15 protein-coding genes are annotated in these 18,170 nt (G+C 66.1%); 12 read left to right on the plus strand and 3 right to left on the minus strand.

The annotated features are described in order from the left end of the window. Nucleotides 1-2: 2 nt before the first annotated feature. From E0H92_RS28015 to E0H92_RS28025, 3 genes are read right to left on the minus strand one after another with little or no spacing between them, the layout of a single operon-like run. The gene (locus E0H92_RS28015) at nt 3-866 is read right to left on the minus strand and encodes a carbohydrate ABC transporter permease (protein WP_131498302.1); all 864 of its coding nucleotides are present in this window, start codon (nt 864-866) and stop codon (nt 3-5) included. Further along, nucleotides 866-1,795, minus strand: coding sequence for a carbohydrate ABC transporter permease (locus E0H92_RS28020; RefSeq protein WP_131498303.1), 930 nt, complete (start codon nt 1,793-1,795; stop codon nt 866-868). The genes E0H92_RS28015 and E0H92_RS28020 overlap by 1 nt, the downstream gene beginning before the upstream one ends. Further along, entirely contained in the window at nt 1,789-3,078 is a 1,290-nt protein-coding gene (locus E0H92_RS28025) for an ABC transporter substrate-binding protein (protein ID WP_131498304.1), read from the minus strand. Before E0H92_RS28025 ends, E0H92_RS28020 begins: the two co-directional genes overlap by 7 nt. Nucleotides 3,079-3,322: 244 nt before the next feature. Between E0H92_RS28025 and E0H92_RS28030 the strand changes: the two genes are divergently transcribed. The 12 genes from E0H92_RS28030 (at nt 3,323) to E0H92_RS28085 (ending at nt 18,158) form a co-directional block, all read left to right on the plus strand. Then, a complete protein-coding gene (locus E0H92_RS28030) occupies nt 3,323-5,371 on the plus strand; it encodes a PKD domain-containing protein (protein ID WP_202873854.1) in 2,049 nt (682 codons plus the stop codon). 72 nt (nt 5,372-5,443) lie between these two features. Then, nucleotides 5,444-7,855, plus strand: coding sequence for a beta-glucosidase family protein (locus E0H92_RS28035; protein ID WP_131498305.1), 2,412 nt, complete (start codon nt 5,444-5,446; stop codon nt 7,853-7,855). After that, entirely contained in the window at nt 7,848-9,350 is a 1,503-nt protein-coding gene (locus E0H92_RS28040) for a glycoside hydrolase family 43 protein (protein ID WP_131498306.1), read from the plus strand. Before E0H92_RS28035 ends, E0H92_RS28040 begins: the two co-directional genes overlap by 8 nt. Before the next feature lie 77 nt (nt 9,351-9,427). After that, entirely contained in the window at nt 9,428-12,103 is a 2,676-nt protein-coding gene (locus E0H92_RS28045) for a GH116 family glycosyl-hydrolase (protein ID WP_131498307.1), read from the plus strand. Between the two features lie 246 nt (nt 12,104-12,349). Next, a complete protein-coding gene (locus tag E0H92_RS28050; protein ID WP_131498308.1) occupies nt 12,350-12,637 on the plus strand; it encodes a hypothetical protein in 288 nt (95 codons plus the stop codon). Between the two features lie 158 nt (nt 12,638-12,795). Then, the gene (locus tag E0H92_RS28055) at nt 12,796-13,623 is read left to right on the plus strand and encodes a hypothetical protein (RefSeq protein ID WP_275670107.1); all 828 of its coding nucleotides are present in this window, start codon (nt 12,796-12,798) and stop codon (nt 13,621-13,623) included. A gap of 88 nt (nt 13,624-13,711) precedes the next feature. Then, nucleotides 13,712-14,605 (plus strand): hypothetical protein, encoded by an 894-nt coding sequence (locus tag E0H92_RS28060; protein WP_131498310.1) that lies wholly within the window; start codon nt 13,712-13,714, stop codon nt 14,603-14,605. Next, complete coding sequence (locus E0H92_RS28065; RefSeq protein ID WP_238173618.1) at nt 14,602-15,672, plus strand: toprim domain-containing protein; 1,071 nt, start codon at nt 14,602-14,604, stop codon at nt 15,670-15,672. Before E0H92_RS28060 ends, E0H92_RS28065 begins: the two co-directional genes overlap by 4 nt. Nucleotides 15,673-15,721: 49 nt before the next feature. Beyond that, nucleotides 15,722-16,447, plus strand: a complete 726-nt coding sequence (locus E0H92_RS28070) for a hypothetical protein (protein WP_131498311.1) — start codon at nt 15,722-15,724, stop codon at nt 16,445-16,447. A gap of 36 nt (nt 16,448-16,483) precedes the next feature. Then, nucleotides 16,484-17,248, plus strand: a complete 765-nt coding sequence (locus tag E0H92_RS28075) for a hypothetical protein (protein WP_131498312.1) — start codon at nt 16,484-16,486, stop codon at nt 17,246-17,248. Then, nucleotides 17,245-17,835 (plus strand): CHAP domain-containing protein, encoded by a 591-nt coding sequence (locus E0H92_RS28080; protein ID WP_131498313.1) that lies wholly within the window; start codon nt 17,245-17,247, stop codon nt 17,833-17,835. The genes E0H92_RS28075 and E0H92_RS28080 overlap by 4 nt, the downstream gene beginning before the upstream one ends. Then, nucleotides 17,832-18,158 carry a DUF6112 family protein gene (locus E0H92_RS28085; protein WP_238173619.1) on the plus strand — a complete coding sequence of 109 codons (327 nt, stop codon included), beginning with the start codon at nt 17,832-17,834 and terminating at the stop codon, nt 18,156-18,158. Before E0H92_RS28080 ends, E0H92_RS28085 begins: the two co-directional genes overlap by 4 nt. Nucleotides 18,159-18,170: the final 12 nt, after the last annotated feature.

Genomic DNA, 18,170 nt, shown 5'->3' on the forward strand with positions numbered 1-18,170 from the left:
CGTCAACCCTTCAGTCCTCCCTCGGTGAGGCCCGCCAGGACCCGTCGCTGCGCGACCAGGTAGACCAGGACAAGCGGCAGGCTGGTCATGACGACGTGGGCGAAGACGAGATTCCACCTGATTCCGACGAATGACGAGGATGCGAACGAGTACAGCGTCAGTGGCAGGGTGGCGTTCTCGGAGCCACGGAGCAGCAGCAGGGCGAAGAAGAAGTCGTTCCAGATGTTGATGAGCAGCAGCACGCCACTGACGAACAGGATCGGCCGTAGCAGGGGGAGCATCACCGAGAAGTACGTGCGGATTCGCGACGCACCGTCGACCTCGGCCGCCTCCTCGAGTTCCAGCGGCATGCCACGGATGAAGCCGGTGGTCAGGAAGATTACCGATCCCAGCCGCGTGCCCACCACCATCAGCGAGTATCCCCAGAGACTTCCGTCCAGGTGGAACGTAGTCAGCAGATAGATGGTCGGGATGACAGCGGGTGGGAGCAGAATCGACAGGGCGCTGATGTAGAAGAACAGTTGGCTGCGTCTCTTGGGGCTCCGTGCGTACCCCCAGGCGGCCAAGGAGCCCAGCAGGACCACAACGAGCACCGTCGGCACCGCGACCAGCAGAGAGTTGCGCAGGCCGGTGAAGTAGTGGCCTTCGTGGATCACCGCCGAGTAGTTGTGCGAGAACGCCCACTGTTTCGGCAGCGCGACCGACAGCAGCGCCGCTTCGCCCTCACGCTTGACCGAATTGATCAGCATCAGCCAGAGCGGGACGCCGACCCAGGGGACGGCGAAGAGTGTGAGCAGTACGTACTTGACGATCGTGCCTGGGCGCAATGATTTGCGGCGGGCGGGAACCACTTTGATCGTGGTCATCAGGCGACCTCTCGTTTGCGGAGCCAGGCCACCAGCGGTACGGCGATGCCGATGACCAGCACCGTCACGGCCAGGCCGAGGCTGCTGGCCGACCCGAGGAAGCCGGCCTTGAACTGCTGTTGCAGTGCCACGTTGAGCGTGGTGGTGGCGGTTCCCGGTCCGCCGCTGGTGGTTGCGGCGATGATGTCGTAGGCGCTGAGCGCGCCGATCAGAGTGGTAGCGATGTTGAAGGTGAACGCAGGTGCCAGGAGCGGGAACTGGATCCTGAAGAACCGGCGGGCGCGGCCGGCGCCGTCCACTTCCGCGGCTTCCAGCAGGGAGGTCGGCACGCTGTTCAATCCGGCGATGTAGACCAGGGTGGCCAAGCCGCTCCACTTCCATGCGTCGATGAAGGCGACTCCGACGAGCGCCGACACGGGGTGGCCGAGCCAGGCGAAGTCGAAGCCGGACGAGAACAGACCGACGAACTGGTTCAGCGGCCCGTCCGGTGCCACGATCGCGCGCCAGATATAGCCGGCGGCCAGCGGTGACATCAGTACCGGGACGAAGAACACCGAGCGGAACAACGTGTTGATGCGGTTCGTGTGCTGTAGAGCTAGGGCGAGTGAGAGTGCAGCAGTGTTCTGCACCAGCATCGCGATGACGGCGTACGCGAGCGTGACCAGCATCGCGCCTCGCAGTGTGCCGTCCTCCCACAGCGCGGTGAAGTTGTCGAACCCTACGAACGGTATGCCGTCGCTGTAGGACGACCAGGCCGAGAACGCGAAGGGAATGTTGAGTACGAAGGGGAGCACGAAGAAGGTCAGCAGCAGCACGAGGGACGGCAGGATGAACCACCGCCACCGAATGCGGGAACGGCCAAGGGCCCGGACCCGCCGCGTGCGGCGGGTCCGGGGCTCCTGGCCGGCCTCGACGGCCGAAATCACCATCCGTCGACTCCGGCGGCCTTGGAGGCGCGTTTGACGTTCGCCTCGACGGTCTTCGCCACGTCCTCCGGTGTGGCCTGCTTGTTGAGCAACTTGCCCATCTGGGTCGGGAACACGTCGCCGAAGCCGATCACGTCAGTGGCGAAGCCGATCGTGGAGCCGTGGTCGTAGGCATCCTTGAACTGCTGCTTCAGCGGGCTGATGCCCGTCGGCGTCTTGAAGCCGTCGATGACCGGGAACGCCTTGTTGTCGTCGAGCAGTTGCTGGTACCCGGCGCCGGTGGCGTAGTCGATGAACTTGATCGCAGCGGCCTCGCGGCCGTTGTCGCCCGTCTTGGGCGCGTAGTACGAGCCCAGCGGCCCGGGGCCGAACCAGGTCTTCGGCGAGGTGGCCGAGATACCGGTGAATCCGACCGCGGCGGCCAGCTTGGTCTCGTCACCGCCGGCGGCGTCCTGCCAGAGGTTGTAGGTGTCCGAGTGTAGGCCGATCATCGCGGCCTGACCGCCGTACACCTGTGCGATGCCCTTCTCGAAGGTGCCGGTCGCGTAGTTCTTCTGGAAGCAGGCGTCGCGCACCTTCTCGTAGGCCTTGAGCGCCTGCATCAGCGGACCGCTTGGATCCGTGATCGCCTGCTTGTTCGTGCGCAGCTTGTCGCTGTAGGCGGCGCCAACGTTTTGGTCAGCGATGAAGTTGGCGGGCAGGATCTGGGTCGGCCACAGGCTCTGACCCGACTCGTACCACGGCGTCACACCGGCCGCCTTGAGCGATCCGCAGGCAGTGAGCAGTTGGTCGAAGTTCTGCGGTACGGCGACGCCGGCCTTCTTGAACGCCGCCTTGTTGTAGAACACGCCGAAGATGCTCGGCAGACCGGTGATCGCGGCGTAGACGGTGCCGTTGTACGAGCCGGCCATCTTGTACAGGTCTCCGGACTTGCCGACGAAGCTCAGCTTCGACAGATCCTGCATGTTCTGCTTGGCGTTGAGCTGCGCGGCCGCGCTGGTGGTCGGGTGGTACTCGAGGATGTCCGGACGATCGCCGGTCGCCCATTTGGTCTGCACCGCGGTTTCGAAGCCATCGGCGGCGAACGGTACGAGGTTGACCTTGATGCCGGTCGCCTTGGTGAAGTTCTGGTACAGGTTGGTGATCGCCTGCGGGTCGGCGGCGTTGTGCCAGATGGTGATGCTGTCGGCCTTGCCGCCTTCCGAGCCGGAGCTCGAACTGCAGGCTGAGACGGCCAGCAGGGCGGCGGCGACGGCCGCTGCCGCGACGCGACGGTACTTGCTCACGGGGACGCTCCAGAGTTGTTCGGGTTCAGAAGTGGTGGGCGGCGCGGAATCAGTAGAACGTTCTCTTTTATGTCATGTCAATGCTCTGGCGCCGGAAACATTGATGGCCAGATCCGGCGCTGGAGCAGCGAATATTCCGGATCTGTTAACAGACTGTTGACTAGAGAACGTTCTATTCATACTGTTGCCGCCGCTGACAGCGAGTACCGCGTCGGCTCATCCCGCTCAAGGACGGAGACACATCGTGGACCGTGCACGACGACTAGGCGTGGTCGCCGCAGTCCTCCTGCTGGGCATCGGCGTACTGCCGGTGCAGGCGAGCGTTGCCGCGCCGGCAGCTCAGCCCTGTGTTGCCGACCAGCCTGGTGGCCCGGTGTGGGTGGACGCCTCGTGCGTCGACCCGGACTACGACCAGCCGGTCATCGACCATGAAAGCGACGTCACCGACCCGATCGCCTTGCACAAGGTGCAAGGCCACTTCAAGGGAACGTCGATCCGTTTCACCATCTACCTACCGCCAGCCGCGCAATGGCAGGGGCGGTTCTACCAGTACGTCTACCCGACACAGTCGGAGAACGCTCTGCCGGTCGACGTCGCCTTCGGAGCTGCTCACGGCGGCTACACCGTGCAGGCCACCGGCGCACCGGGATACCGGCACGAGGCAGCCACGGCCAAGTTCTCCCGCCAGGTCGCCGCCGCCTACTACGGCGTCAGCGCCAAGAACATCTTCGGGTACGTCTACGGCGGCAGCGGTGGCTCGTACGTCACCGTCGGCGCTATCGAGAACACCAGCGGTGTGTGGCAGGGCGCGGTCCCGTTCGTTGCGGCCATCCCCACAACCATCCCCAACAGCTGGTCGGCGGCCGCGCTCGGCGGATTCGTCCTGGGGGACAAGCTCGCGAAGGTGGCCGATGCCGTCGCTCCAGGTGGCAGCGGAGACCCGTACACCGTACTCGACTCCACACAACGCGCGGTCCTGCACGAGGTGACCTCGCTGGGCATGCCGTTGCGTAGCTGGGAGCGCTACAACTACGTCATCGCGACAAGCACTCTGCGTGCGCTCAGCAGCATCATCAAGGCCTTCGATCCGACGTACGTCGACGACTTCTGGAACAAGCCCGGCTACCTGGGCGCCGAAGCCTCCGACCTGGGGCGCCGATTCCGGGCTGCCCGCGCCACCGGCACCGCAACCGTCGAAGGCGTCGCTCGTGACGCGTCCGGCAAGGTCAGTTCACTGACGCTGAGCGGCGTACCCGCAGGTGCACGTACGTTGGGCATGGACTTCTCGGTGACGGCCGCGGACGGGTCGGCGCTCGGGCCCCTGACGGGCTCGCTCGATGCCGCGACGGGAGTCCTCGCGCCTGCCGCCGACGCGTCCGCTGACGTCCTGAGCAAGGTCCAGGCGGGCGATAAAGTTGCCTTCGACAACAGCTGGTTCCTCGCGCTGCACGCCTATCACCGCTACCAGGTTCCGCAGCGAGCGGGCTACTACCCCTGGGACCAGTTCCGCACGGCGGACGGCACGCCGCGGTATCCGCAGCGTGCGCTCGAGATCGGTCCGCTCATCGCAGCGGGGACGGCGGGCGGCGGCACGCACACCGGGCGGATCAACACCAAGACGATCCTGGTGCAGAACCTCCTCGACACCGGCGCTCTGCCATGGAATGCCGACTGGTACCGATCCCAGGTTCGGGCGGCGCTGGGCAAGAACTACCAGGACAGCTTCCGGCTCTGGTACAACGACAACGCCGAGCACCTCAACGGCCCGGTTGCGCCCGCCGACCAGGCGAAAATCATCCAGTACGACGGTATCTACTACCAGGCGCTCGTCGACGTGGCGGCCTGGGCCGAGAAGGGCGTCGCGCCGCCCGGGACGACGAACTACACCGTCTCGGACTCCCAGATCATCGTTCCGAAGACAGCAACCAACCGTCTCGGTATCCAGCCAGTGGCCGACCTGAGGGTCTGCGGTGGCGACCGGGCGCAGGTACGCGTCGGGCGCACGGTCGACTTCACCGCGACCGTGCAGGTTCCTCCGGGCGCCGGGAAGATCGTGCGCGTCGAGTGGGACTTCGATGGTGACGGCAGCTACGCCGTCGCTCGAACCGGCACGCCCCGATCTGCTCTCGCCCTGCACGCGTCCCACTCGTTCGCCAAGGCGGGAACCTACTTCCCGGCCGTACGAGTGACCGCGCAACGCGACGGAGACACCACCGAGAAATACACCCTGGCACAGAACCTGGGCCGAGCCCGGGTAGTCGTCTCGGCGACAGGTAGCGGCTGCGCGCCCTGACTGCAAGGTTTCTTCGCACACCGATCGCAAGTCCGGCCGCGTGGACCGGCAGACTCAGAATGAGCTACGACCATGACCAATCAGGACCACCTCGACGTGAGTCTGCCGGCCGCGACCCGCGCGGACCTGCTCGCGCGGCAGATGACGACGCTGGAGAAGTGCTACCAGCTGACAGCTGTCGCGCCGTGGGCGCTGGCGATGCCGGACAGCAGTGATCCGGACGGTCTGGACGACGTCCTGGCCAAGGCGCCCGGTCACATCTGCAACTTCGCCCTCGACGATCCGGCCCAGACAGCCCGTGTGGTCGGGCGCATCCAGCAGTTGGCCGTGACCCGGACCCGTCTCGGCATTCCGCTGCTGCTGCATGCCGAGGCGCTCAACGGGTTCCTCGCCGGCGGCCACACGGTGTTCCCGACAGCGATCGGCCTGGCGGCGGCCTGGAGCCCGGATCTGGTGCTCGAGATGGCCGACCTGATCCGCCGGCAGATGCGCCGGTTGGGGATCAGGCAGGCACTGTCGCCGAACATGGATGTCGCCCTGGATCCGCGCTGGGGCCGTGTCCACGAGACCTACGGCGAGGATCCATATCTCGCCGCGGCCATGAGCGTGGCCTACACCCGCGGGCTGCAAGGCGAGGACCTGCGTGACGGGGTCATTGCCACCGGCAAACACTTCGCTGGGTACAGCTTGCCGCAGGGCGGGGTGAACCTCTCCGCGGCCGAGATCGGTCCGCGCATGTTGCGTGACCTGTTCGCCTATCCCTTCGAGGCGGCCATCCAGGTGGCCGGCCTGCGCTCGGTGATGAACTCGTACTCGGACGTGGACGGTGTGCCGGCAACAGCCTCGCGAGCGCTGCTGACCGATCTCCTGCGCGGCACACTCGGTTTCGACGGCTTCGTCACCTCGGACTACATGTCACTCAACCACCTGGTGGAGCGGCAGGCGGTAGCAGCAGATGCTGCGGAGGCGGGACGTCAGGCTCTGACGGCGGGTATCGACACCGAGAACCCCGTTGCGTGGGGATACGGGCAGGTGCTGGCGGGCGAGATCGAGCGTGGCGCCGTCGACCCGGCGTACCTCGAGACGGCCGTCCGGCGGGTACTGCGCGCCAAGTTCGAACTGGGCCTGTTCGAAGACCCGTACCCGGCGGAGACGATCGAGGTGCGCGAGATCGCGGCCGAGGGCCGGAAGCTGTCCCGCGAGCTGGCGCGTCGCAGCGTCGTACTGCTGAAGAACGACAGCGTCCTGCCGCTGTCCCCAGGCCGGCACCTGGCGGTCGTCGGACCGCACGCCGACGCGGTCGATCTGCAGTTCCCCACCTACACCTATCCCGCGTTCCGCGAGATGACGACGATCATGTCCGCCGGAGGATTCGGCAACGCGGTCGGGGTCGACCCGGACATGGCCGTGTGGAACAGCACCGCCCTGCCACCAGTCGCCACAGACGAGTTCGTGCGTGCGCGGTACAACGCTCGGTCGCTGGCACAGGCGCTGAGCGACGATGCCGGGTCTGTGAGCGTCACCCCGGGCTGCGGGCTGATCCGGGACCTCGAGCCTGGTGAACTCGAGCGCGCTGTCGCGGCGGCCCGTGCGGCCGACGTCGTAGTCCTCGCCCTGGGCGGAGCCAGTCTGTGGTTCAACGGTGAGCGCACGGAGGGCGAAGGCTCCGACAGTGCCGACATCGCCCTGCCCGCAGCGCAGGTACGCTTCGCCGAGGCAATCGCGGTCACCGGTACGCCGATGATCGTCGTGTTGTTCCAGGGACGCGCGTACACGCTCCCGACCGTCGTTCAGGACTCTGCCGCGATCGTTGTCGCGTCCTTCGGCGGGCCGTACGGCCCCGACAGTGTTGCAGAAGTCCTGTTCGGCAGGACCGAGCCGAGCGGGAAGCTGCCCTACAGCATCCCGCGGCACGGCGGCCAGATACCCGTGTACCACCACCAGAAGGCCGGATCCGGGTACCGCGGTCCGCTGCCACTCGGCGTCGAGAACCACTACCTCGACATGCCGGCCACACCTCTGTACCCCTTCGGGCACGGCATGACCTACACCACGTTCGCCCTGTCCGACCTGCAGGTCGACTCGCACGTCGACACCCAGGGGATCGCCGTCGTCAGCGCAACGGTCACCAACACCGGAACCACGGTCGGCACCCCTGTGGTGCAGCTCTATCTGCGCGTCAACACCAAGGGGGTAACCCGACCCGCCCAGCAACTCGCCGGCTTCACGCGCTTGCACCTGCCGTCCGGCGGTGCCCGACGCGTGAGCTTCCAGGTCGCCGCTTCCCAACTCGGCTACACAAACCTGGCACGAGACTTCGCCGTCGAACCGGCGCGGGTCGATGCCTTCGTCGGACTCGATGCCCACGACCGCCAGCTCGAGGGCTCCTTCCAAATCACCGGCCCGGCCCGGGTCTTGAACAGCGCGCAGCGCACCTTCTTGTCCGAGGTGCTGGTTTCCGACCTGGAGCAGGCCGATGTCTGACACTGCTCAGCCGGACACCGGGAACGCAGCAACCGTGCCGATCATCCCTGGCTTCTACCCCGACCCGACGATCTGCCGGGTCGGGCAGGACTATTACCTGGCCCACTCCAGCTTCGAATACTTCCCCGGAGCACCGATCTGGCACAGCACCAACCTGCGCGACTGGACCCAGATCGGGCACATCTTCACCCGCCGCTCACAATTCGCCCGAGGCGATGCCCGACCGTCCACCGGTCTGTACGCGGGAACACTGCGCCATCACGACGGCCGCTTCTGGTACGTCACCACGAACGCCAGCGACTACGACCGCGGTCAGATCCTCGTGCACGCCCAAGACCCGGCCGGTCCCTGGTCCGAGCCAGTACGCGTACCGGATGCGATCGGCATCGATCCCGACATCGCCTGGGACGCGCTCGGGCACTGCTACCTGACCTGGAAAGCCATGTCCTTCACCGACGGCGAGGTGGGCATCCTGCAGAGCCGGCTCGACGTGAAGACCGGGCACATCGAAACCCCGTGGCCCGTGTGGCAGGGGAGTGGCCTCGGCGCGGTGGAAAGCCCGCATCTCTATCACGTCGAGAACACCTGGTACCTCGTGCTGGCCGAAGGCGGCACCGAACGCGGCCACACAGCCACCGTGGCCAAGTCCCCCCAACCGTGGGGGCCGTTCGAAGACTGCCCGCACAACCCAGTCCTCACCCATCGCAGCACAATCCACCCGACGCAGAACATCGGGCACGCCGACTTGGTACGGACGCCAACCGGCGGCTGGGCCGCGGTCTATCTAGGCGCCCGCCCACGAGGATCGACGCCCGGCTTCCACGTGCTGGGCCGTGAGACGTTCCTGGCGGGCATCGACTGGAACGACGGGTGGCCGGTCTTCGCCGAAGACCGCTATCAGGTGGCCCCGGTGCTGACCGAGTTCGATGATCACTTCGACGAACCAGTCCTGCACATGCGGTGGCTCGTTCCTGGCAGCGAGCCGGTCACGACGACCGACCTGTTGCCGGACGGCGGGATCCGGATCCTACCTCGGAGTCCGGGATCAGGCGGTTCAGCCGGATTGCTGTGCACCCGGCTGCGGGATCTCCGCTGGACAGCCGAGGCGACGATCGAGGGCAACGGTGGCTTCCAGCTTCGCCTTGATCATCGGCACCACTATCAGCTGACTGTGGTCGACGGCACGGTGCGAGCGTCTGCCACGATCGGCGACATCGACGTCGTTCTGGCCACAGCACCGGCGCCCGATGGGCCGACCGTCCTCCGCCTGGCAGCGCAGGACCCCGCGGAGGCAAACGTACCGCTGGGCGACGCCGGCCCGGACACCATCGTTCTGTCGCTCGTAGAGCCCGACGGTCCGCGTGAGCTCGCCCGCCTCGACGGCCGGTACCTGTCCACAGAAGTGGCCTCGGGTTTCACCGGGCGCATGCTCGCGCTGACCGCCACCAACAGTCCCGCGGTCGTACGTCGAATGACATATCGACCGGACCACTAGCTGCCGTCGCCCCGCCGTTTCTCATCAGGTATCAATCCTCCGGTCGAGTGCCGGATGGGACATCTAGGAGGCCGTTCATGAACAGGCCAGAACTGAGCCGTCGCCGCGCGACGTCCAAGCTCGTCGCGCTGGTTGTCGCGGCCGCAGCCACGCTCGGCGTCTGCCAGGCGGTCGCACCGCCAGACACCGCCGCCGCGACCGGCCGGGATTGGTTTGCCGTCCCGGATTCGGCGCTGGTTCGGTCGCTGGGAGACATCCCGAAGGGCCCCTGCTCGCCCGCGCCGAAAGCGCAGGCGTGTCAGGGTGAGACCCCGAGTGCGATCGACGCCGCGAAGGGGAACTTCCCGATGTCGGTCCCCGGGCTGGGTGTGCCGCTCGGAGGAGCAGGCGCCGGCGCGTTCATGGTCAACCAGTCGGGGACGTTCGGCCCGTGGAACTTCGGCGGCCAGCAGGACACCAGTTGGGAGACGCGCATCCTGCCGCAGGCCGCGTTCCATGTGCGGGAGCAGGTGGGCTCGGACCCGGCGACGGTGCGGACCCTCGCGGCCGACGGGCCCAATAATGTGGGTACGTCGGGCGTCGTCGCGGCACGGTCGTGGGGCTCTCCGCTGCCTGCGTGGAACAAGCTGAACGTTGGCGACGCGGACTATGCCGCGCTCTACCCGTTCGGCTGGATGAGCTACAAGCCGTTCAAGACCGACGTGTCGATGAGGTTCTTCTCGCCCATCGTTGCGGGTGAGGACAAGCGCACGTCGCTGCCGGTCGCCTACTTCGACGTACGGATCGCAAACCACACCACGTCATCCACCGACCTGTCGGTGATGTTCACAATGCCCAATGCCCCGGCGCATGTGAGCGGAACCCAGACCGATCCGACGGTGGGCTTCGGGCCGGACTCGGTTCGCACGGGCTTCAGCAGCCGCTACACGAGTGCTAATGGCGTCCAAGCAGTGACCCTGAGTGCCGACGATCCGACGAACACGCCGGACTCGGCGAAGTCCGAGTGGACCATCGCTGCCAAGCCAGGTCCCGGGCAGAAGGTTTCGTACGTCACGTCGTGGAACGCCGACGGCGACGGGTCGGACATCTACGCCCACTTCCAGAGGGGCAAGGGCCTCCCGAACGTCGGCATTGACGGGTCGGCGTCCGCGGGCGCGATCAACGTTCAGGCAAAGCTGTCACCGGGCCAGGTTGTGACGATCCCGTTCGCGCTCGCCTGGGACTTCCCACAGATCGGCTTCGCCAACAATCAGACGATCTGGATGAAGCGGTACACGAATTTCTACGGTGCGCAGGAGACGACGTCGAACGACTATGTCGACGGGAGCTACCCATTCCACCAGTCGTTCCCGATTGCTCGGGACGCGCTGCTGGATCACGATGCGGCACTCGCAGCGGTTCAGCGTTGGTGGAACCCGCTGGCCACGGACCTGGCCTATCCACAGTTGCTTCGTACAGCGGCACTGAACCAGCTGTCCACGCTCTTCTTCAACAACACATTCTGGGAAGGCGGGCTGGTCCGGAACTCCGTGGTCCCGACCGGGTTCACCTCAGCTGGGCCCGGGCAGCACCTCAATGCGAGAAGGCCGAACAGTCACATGTTCGCGATCCAGGACACTGGTGCCGGCGGTCAGTCCGGCATGGGTGAGACGTGGGACATCCAGTCGTACAACTATCGGCTCTACTTCACGCTGTTACCGAACCTGTTCCGCGACCGGCTCTCTGCCGAGATCGAAGCGGTCTCCATCATCGGCAACCATAACGGGGTGGACCTCTACAGTCCGCAGTCCGGGGATCCGTTCATCACGTTCGGGAACTCGACGGACACCACGGCGCAGCCAGTTCAGCCCGGAACCGACTCCCGACCACCTCAGCCAGGCGTCTCGCAGTGGCTCGACAGCCCGAGCAAGTTCGTCCTCCAGTGGTACGCGTACGCCAAGATCAACGGCGACACGGGGCTGTTGAGGGAGGCGTGGCCGGCGATCAAGAATCAGATCACGTGGCTGCAAGGCACGATCGCGCCGGGCACCGCCTTGCCCGACGACCCGGGGGTGATGGCCAACATCTACAACGGAATCCCGCAGGCAGGTCCAGGCATATACAACTCCCAGTTGTATCTCCTCGCGCTGACCATGGGCATCGCCACCGGTGAGCAGCTCGGCGTCGACCCGGTTTACGTGGCGGGCTTGAAGACCGACCTTGCGGCGGCGAAGCAGCAGATCGAGCTGCTGCTCTGGGACCCGGTCCAACAGTTCTACCGGTTCTCCTCCGCCAGCCCTCTCTCGGCCTACAAGCTCATCGACACCTTCTTCGCACAGCACATGGCGGAGGATCTCGGCCTGCCTGACCTGGTGGACCCCGACCGGCACAAGGCCCAACTGCTGGCCAACCAGGACAGTGCCCTGCGGTACAACAGCGCGGGCGACCTCATCGGGGCCGAGTTGGCGTCGAACGCCGTGCCGGGCGAGGGTATCGGCGGCGTCTGGGTGCCCAGCGCCTACGCCGCGGCCGCCGACTATGTGGCCGCGTCGAAGCGGTACAACCTGCCGGCGCTGCAGGACTACGGCCTGAAGGTCGCTCTCGCGATGTCCGAGCAGATCTGGCTCAACCCAGACAACGGCTTCGCGTTCGATCCCCCACAGTTCTGGGCCGCGGATACCACCCAGAACTACACGTATCCGGCGTACTCACAATTCCTCTCGATCTGGGACCTCATGAACGCGATCAAGCCGCTGGTCAGACCGAGCGTCTAGATGTCGACCAACGCGGCATGACGGGGGATACACACTTTGAAGGTGGCTGGATCTAGCTGTGGTCGCAGGTACGGGCGAGTAGGAGTTCTCGGCCAGCAGGAGGGCCGATGATGTGAACGAAACGGCTTCATGCTGGATACTCGCGCGCTAGATGTCGCAGCCGAAGGCCCGGGATTCCGATGAGTTGGGGTCCTGGATCCTGTGATCCTGGTTCTGCGGGACGGATAGACGCGCGAGCTTCAGGGCATGGATTCTGTGAAGCCGAACGGAGCGGCCGACGAGCTGCTGGTGCCGAGGCCTGTCGAACCACAGCAGCAGAGCGATTCTGCGTGGAGCATTCGAAGGGTGATTCACGTGCTCGACGGAGCAATCGATACGGCTGGCGCACAGTTGGCTCGTTCGGCTGGGCTCCAGGCGGACTTGCCAACTCCATTCGACGAGCGTGAGCGCGCGGTGCGCCGGCGGCCGACGTCGCTGCCGGCGCGGTCGTTGTCGGAAGAGCCGGACTGGGATCTCGAGATAGGTCCGATGTGATCGGAATACCTCCTTGATGGGTCGAGGTCCTGGATGTTTGGTTCCAGGTTCTGCCGGTGGTGTGGTCGCGGTGAGCTTCGAGGCAGTCAGTGGATGCTGCTTCGGAGGTTGTGGTGAGTTCTCAGGGGTTTGGGCTGTCGATGGATGAGCGGCGGCAGATGTTGCAAGCGAGCGCTGCGGCCGCGCAGTTCTTTCGGCGGGAGTTGCTTCTGGCAACGGATGGTTGGCCGTTGGAGTACTTGAAGGCGCACGGCGCGGAGTCGGTGCTGTCGGTCGAGTCGCCTTGGAAGGTGGGGTACGCACCGCGGACCTGGTCGAACCTGGTTGATCATCTGCAGGAGCAGGGGTTCGGGTATGGGACGTTGGCGCGAGCTGGGTTGCTGACCTGGACTGAGCATGGTGATGCGGTTGATCGGCATCGGGACACTTTGATGCTGGTTGCTCATGATCGGCGGTCGTCGGCGGTTGGGTTTGTGGGGATCGGGTCGGATGGTGTGGTGCGGCCGGCGAGTCCGGTGACGCCGATTCATCGGCCGGCCAACGTCCTGGTTGGGGCAGTGGAGCAGCGGGATCTGCTGGCTGGTGGTGCTGTTCCGGTGATTGTGGATGAGCCGATGGATGCGATCGCTGTGTCGAATGCTGGCGGGCAGTGGGCCGGGATTCCGGTGTGTGGTCGGGGGCTGTCGACGGCGCAGGCGAAGATGCTGCGGGACTTCAGCGCGAGCGACAAGGTGATCGTTGCTCTCGGCGGCAGCGAGGCTGAGCGGAACCAGTCGGCGGGCTACATGCTCGACCTCGCCTTCTACTTCGACCACGTGCGCGCGGTTGTGCTGCGCCCCGGGGAGTCGCTGGCCGGTCTGGGGCAGCAAGGGACGCTGAGCGGCGCTCTGCGGAACACACGGCCGTTGATGACCTACCGGACCACGGGGAGTGGGTTCGTTGCGTTGCAAAGCGCGGATCTGGATCCCCCGGGACCAGGGCTCTAAATCCTCCTGGAAGTCCTGATCCGGGTTCGGTTGTGGGTGATCTGACGGGACCTTCGAGGCCGGATGTAGTCGGCATACGGAGGTTTCGGTGAATGATCCTGGGTTTGCGATCGGCATGGAGGAGCGGCGGCGGTTGCTGGAGGCAAATGCTTCCGCGGCCCGGTTCTTTCGGCGGGAGTTGCTTCGGGCAACGGGTGGTTGGCCGTTGGAGTATGTGAAGGACGCGCGGATCGAGCAGGTGTTGTCGGTCGACTCGACATGGCAGGTCGGGTATGCGCCTCCCACCGCGACAGCGCTGGTCGATCATCTGCGGGCCGAGAAGTTCCAGCATTCGACTATGGTCCGGGCTGGGCTTGTGGCGTGGACCGATGACGGGGAGGCTGTTGATCGCTTCCAGGATCAGTTGGTGCTCGTGACGCGAGATGTACAGCTGACTCCAACCGGTTTCGTGGGCATCGGAAGCGATGGACAAGCCCGGCTGCTCGACTCTGATACGGGGTTTCATCAGCCGTCGAACGGGCTTGTCGGGATCCATGAACAGATCGACCTCCTCCGCGATGGTGCGATTCCGGTGCTTGTGGAGCATCCGGTGGACGCGATCGCGGTTTCGAACATGAGCCGGCAGCTGGACGGTCAGTGGGCCGGGATCCCCGTTTGTGGTGCCGGGCTCTCGACGGCGCAGGCGCGGATGCTGCGGAAGTTCAGCCTGGGAGACCAGGCGATCGTCATCTTGACCGGTGACGATCACCACCAGAAGTTGACCTCGGGATACCTGCTCGATCTGGCGCTGTATTACGACCGGATCCGTGCAGTGCTGACGCCATATAGCCCGCGCACGTTCGAGTCGATGGACGGCGGTGCGCAACTCATGGACGAGTTGCTGACGACAGCGCGTCCGGTGTTGAGGTACAGGTTCGGTGGAGCTGGTCCGTCTGAACTCATCCTCGATCCGGAGCCACCGGATCCCGGGCCGGGTCTGTGAAGTCCCGGCTGTACGAGATTCAGGTCGAGGCGGCGTCGTTCTATCGACAGCAACTCCAAGATCGGCCAGGCGGTTGGGCGGCCGAGCATCTGCGGAGCCGTGGGCTGGGCGCGATCCTCACGCCGGACTCGGGCTGGTGGCTTGGCTACGCACCCGACGGCTGGTCGCAGCTGGTCGGTCATCTACGCCGCGGCGGGTTCGACGACCTAGAGCTCGTGGCGGCCGGTCTCGCGTTCGTCACCAGCAACGGCTACTTGGTCGATCGGTTTCGAGACCGCATCATGTTCGCGGCCCATGACGAGGAGCTGCGCCCGGTCGGGTTCATCGGCCGTGCCGCGAGCAGCCGGCTGCGGTACCTGAACACTCGGAACACCGAGCTCTACTCCAAGGCACGGACGGTGGTCGGTCTCGACGGGCAGGTCGACCGCTTGCGCGCGGGCGCGGTTCCGGTGTTCGCGGAGGGAACGATGGATGCGTTGGCCGTCTGCCTCGCAGGTGAGGACTGGGCAGGTGCAGCCAGTTGCGGTACGGCGATCAGTCCTGAGCAAGCGTTGATCGCGCGAAGGCACGCCCGGACGGGCACGGTCGTCGTCGCTTTGGACGGTGATCTCGGTGGACGGGCTGGCGCTGTACGCAGCTTCCCGGTGCTGGCGGAGGTCTTCGACGAGGTGCTGTTCGCGCAGCTTCCTGACAAACAGGACCCAGCGGCTCTGCACGCGGCCGGTCGAGGTCTGCTGCGTGACGTGCTGAGCTCGGCGCGTCCGCTCGTCGACTATGCGATCGAGGTCGAGCTGTCGAAGTGGACCAAAGTGCTGGATCACCTCAGCGGCCAGGTCAACGCCGTCCGGGCTGTCGCGCCACTCGTCGCGAGCCTGCCGGCGGGTCGCGTTGCCGGGGAGATCGCGAAGCTCGCGCGGTTAGTCCACCTCGACGAGCGTGTTGTGTCGCAGGAGGTTGTTGCGGCGGTCGGGCGCCCCCGGGGTCCGCGTCCGCGGGGCCACAGACGTCCACGTGCCGGTGTCACTGTGTCGGAGATCGATCCGCCGGACTGTTCCAGGAGTCCTTGAATTCGTGATCCAGGTTCTGGGATGAGCGGCTGGACAGCAGATTTGGGGCATGGACGTTGACCTGGAGGTACTGATCGCCGACGCGGAGCGGTCGGGTTGGGCGCCCGGGCCGTCACGGCGGCTGGCGGACGGGATCGAGGCGCGGATCGTCGTACCGCTGTCCAGCCGGCTTCGGACGGCACTCGGTTCTGACGAGGCGGCGCAGTTGGCGCGGGTGATCGCCTGGGAGCGGTGCCTCGAGTTGGCGATCGATCGGCCTGAGGCGGGGGTGAGCTGGGGGTACTTGGCGAACCTGGTGCGGTGGCGGCTGCAGGATGCCGTACGGGCGGAAGTGATTCGGCGGCGGCGCCATCTGCTGACACAGCGGCTGCCCGATGGCGAGGCGGCGTACCGGCCGGTGCTTGGGCACCATTTGGATCGGATCGCGCTGGAGCTGGCCTCTGAGGGTCTGTCGCCGGCCGCTGGCCGCCGCTTCATCAGGGCAGCCGCGGATGGGCCGCCGTTCTACCGGGCGGGGATCGCGGCCCGGGTGCGGCGGGCCGGGGCGACGAGGTCGCAGGCTGAGGCGCTGGCCTGGTTGCTGCGCGGTGGCGCCGGCCAACCGTCGGCGTTGGCCAGGCTAGCGGTCGGAGAGTCTCCGGGCGGCGTGTTCGCGGACCCCGTCGTACGGCGCTGGATCCTGGCCGTAGCGGGTCGTGACCAGCGGTTTTTCGGGCGACCAAGCCGCCTCGGCCACCGCCAGGCGGTCGGCGTCGAGTGGCTTCAGGCTGCCTGACGAAAAGTCTCCGGGGCTCAACCGTTGATGCCCGGTATGCCCCACATTCAGTTCCGGTCACCCGGACACCATCTGTTCGTTCAGTGCTGCCGTCTGCCGGTCAGCTTCGCGTTCCACGTGCTCGCGGCGGCGTGGATCATCCCGCAGCTGATCGCGGCCGTCTGCATGCGCCGTACCACGTACTCCAAGAGAGGAACCCCTGTGAAGCCATCGAGCCGATCCAAGATCGTCGTCGCGATCTTGGTCATCGTCGGTGTGATCGCGCTGGTCTGGATCCTGATTGCCCGGTGGCAGAGCCCAGACCGCCAGACGGGTACGCCGAACTCCGGTGGCACCGTCATCCCTGGGGAGACGCCCGTGCAGCTGGAAGCGTGGCGGCCTCCGACGACGACTGACCCGCGCGAGTACGCGATCGCCTATGCCCGGGCGATCTGGACCTACGACACCGCCGAACACAGCTACGTGGACTGGCAGAACGCGGTCGGCCTGTTCGCCGATCCGACATCGGCCGCGCTGCAGGTCGCGAAGAGCCTGCTGCCGCAGTGGACGGAATGGGACCAGCTCCAGTCGCGCGAGGCTCGCGCTGTAGTTGGCGGTATCACGGCTGAGGTGACGCCGGAGCTCCAGGCGATGGTGAACCGTAGCCAGGCTCCGCGCGGCTGGCACGCGTACGTTGTCCACGGCAAGCAGACCGTCATCACCGACACCGACACCAGATTCCTGGACCGGTGGGCCGCGGTCGCGGTCGTGTGTACGCCGACCTGCAAGTTCTGGTCTGCGACATCACAGGTCTCTCCATGATCGTGAAAGCGATCCTGGCCTCCGCGCTCCTGGCCGCCCCGGTCGGGTTGATCGCACCGATCGCGCTGGCGGGCGGCACCGCTACGTGCGGCGCGGCGCCTACCGAGTCAAGCGGCGCGATTGACCAGACCAACGCGGCGCCCCGCCCGCCGTCTGAGGCCGATTGCAAGACGCCGGTCGAAACCAGCGAGAGGCTCCCAGGCGCCGAGCAAGCGGTAGCCCGCGCTCTGCGCCTGGTCGGCAGCCATGGCTACTACCAGCTGTGCGCCCGGCTGGCCGCGAACATCTGGGGCCGACCGCGTGCCGGGTACTTCTCGGCCGCCGAACAGTGGCGCCAGATGGTCGCGACCAACCAGGCCCACCCGGACGACCGGGAGCCGCCTACCGGTGCGCTCGTGTTCTGGGAGACCGGCGGACCGTACGGCCACGTCGCGGTGTACGTGGGCGACGGCCGCATCGTCTCCAACGACATCGGCGACGCCGTCTCCGGCGAGGGCGGCGTGTACCTCGTCGACTTCGAGCTTATCGAGTCCCAGTGGGGCGCTCGTTACCTCGGCTGGGCACCGCCCATCTACTCGACTACGTGAAGGACATCGACGTGTTCAGATGCAGCGCATTGATCCCGAGGTTCGTGATCATGCAAGACCCCGGTGTCAAGCCGAACAGCAACGGGCTCCCAGGTCTCCCCGAAGTACGAAGCCTGGCCGGCGCGACGATCACGTTCGCACTGGTGTCATGCGTCGCGGCCCTGATCATCTCGGCAGCCGCATGGGCCCTGGGTAACATCAACGGCAACCCGCATGTCGCCGGCAAAGGCCGCATCGGAGTGCTCGCCTCGCTGGGTGCGGCGATCCTGATCGGCTCGGCCAACAGCCTGATCCGCTTCTTCAGCGGCATCATCATCGGCTGAGCGGGAGTCGCA

The organism is Kribbella speibonae (assembly GCF_004331375.1).
Taxonomy (GTDB): Bacteria; Actinomycetota; Actinomycetes; order Propionibacteriales; family Kribbellaceae; genus Kribbella; species Kribbella sindirgiensis.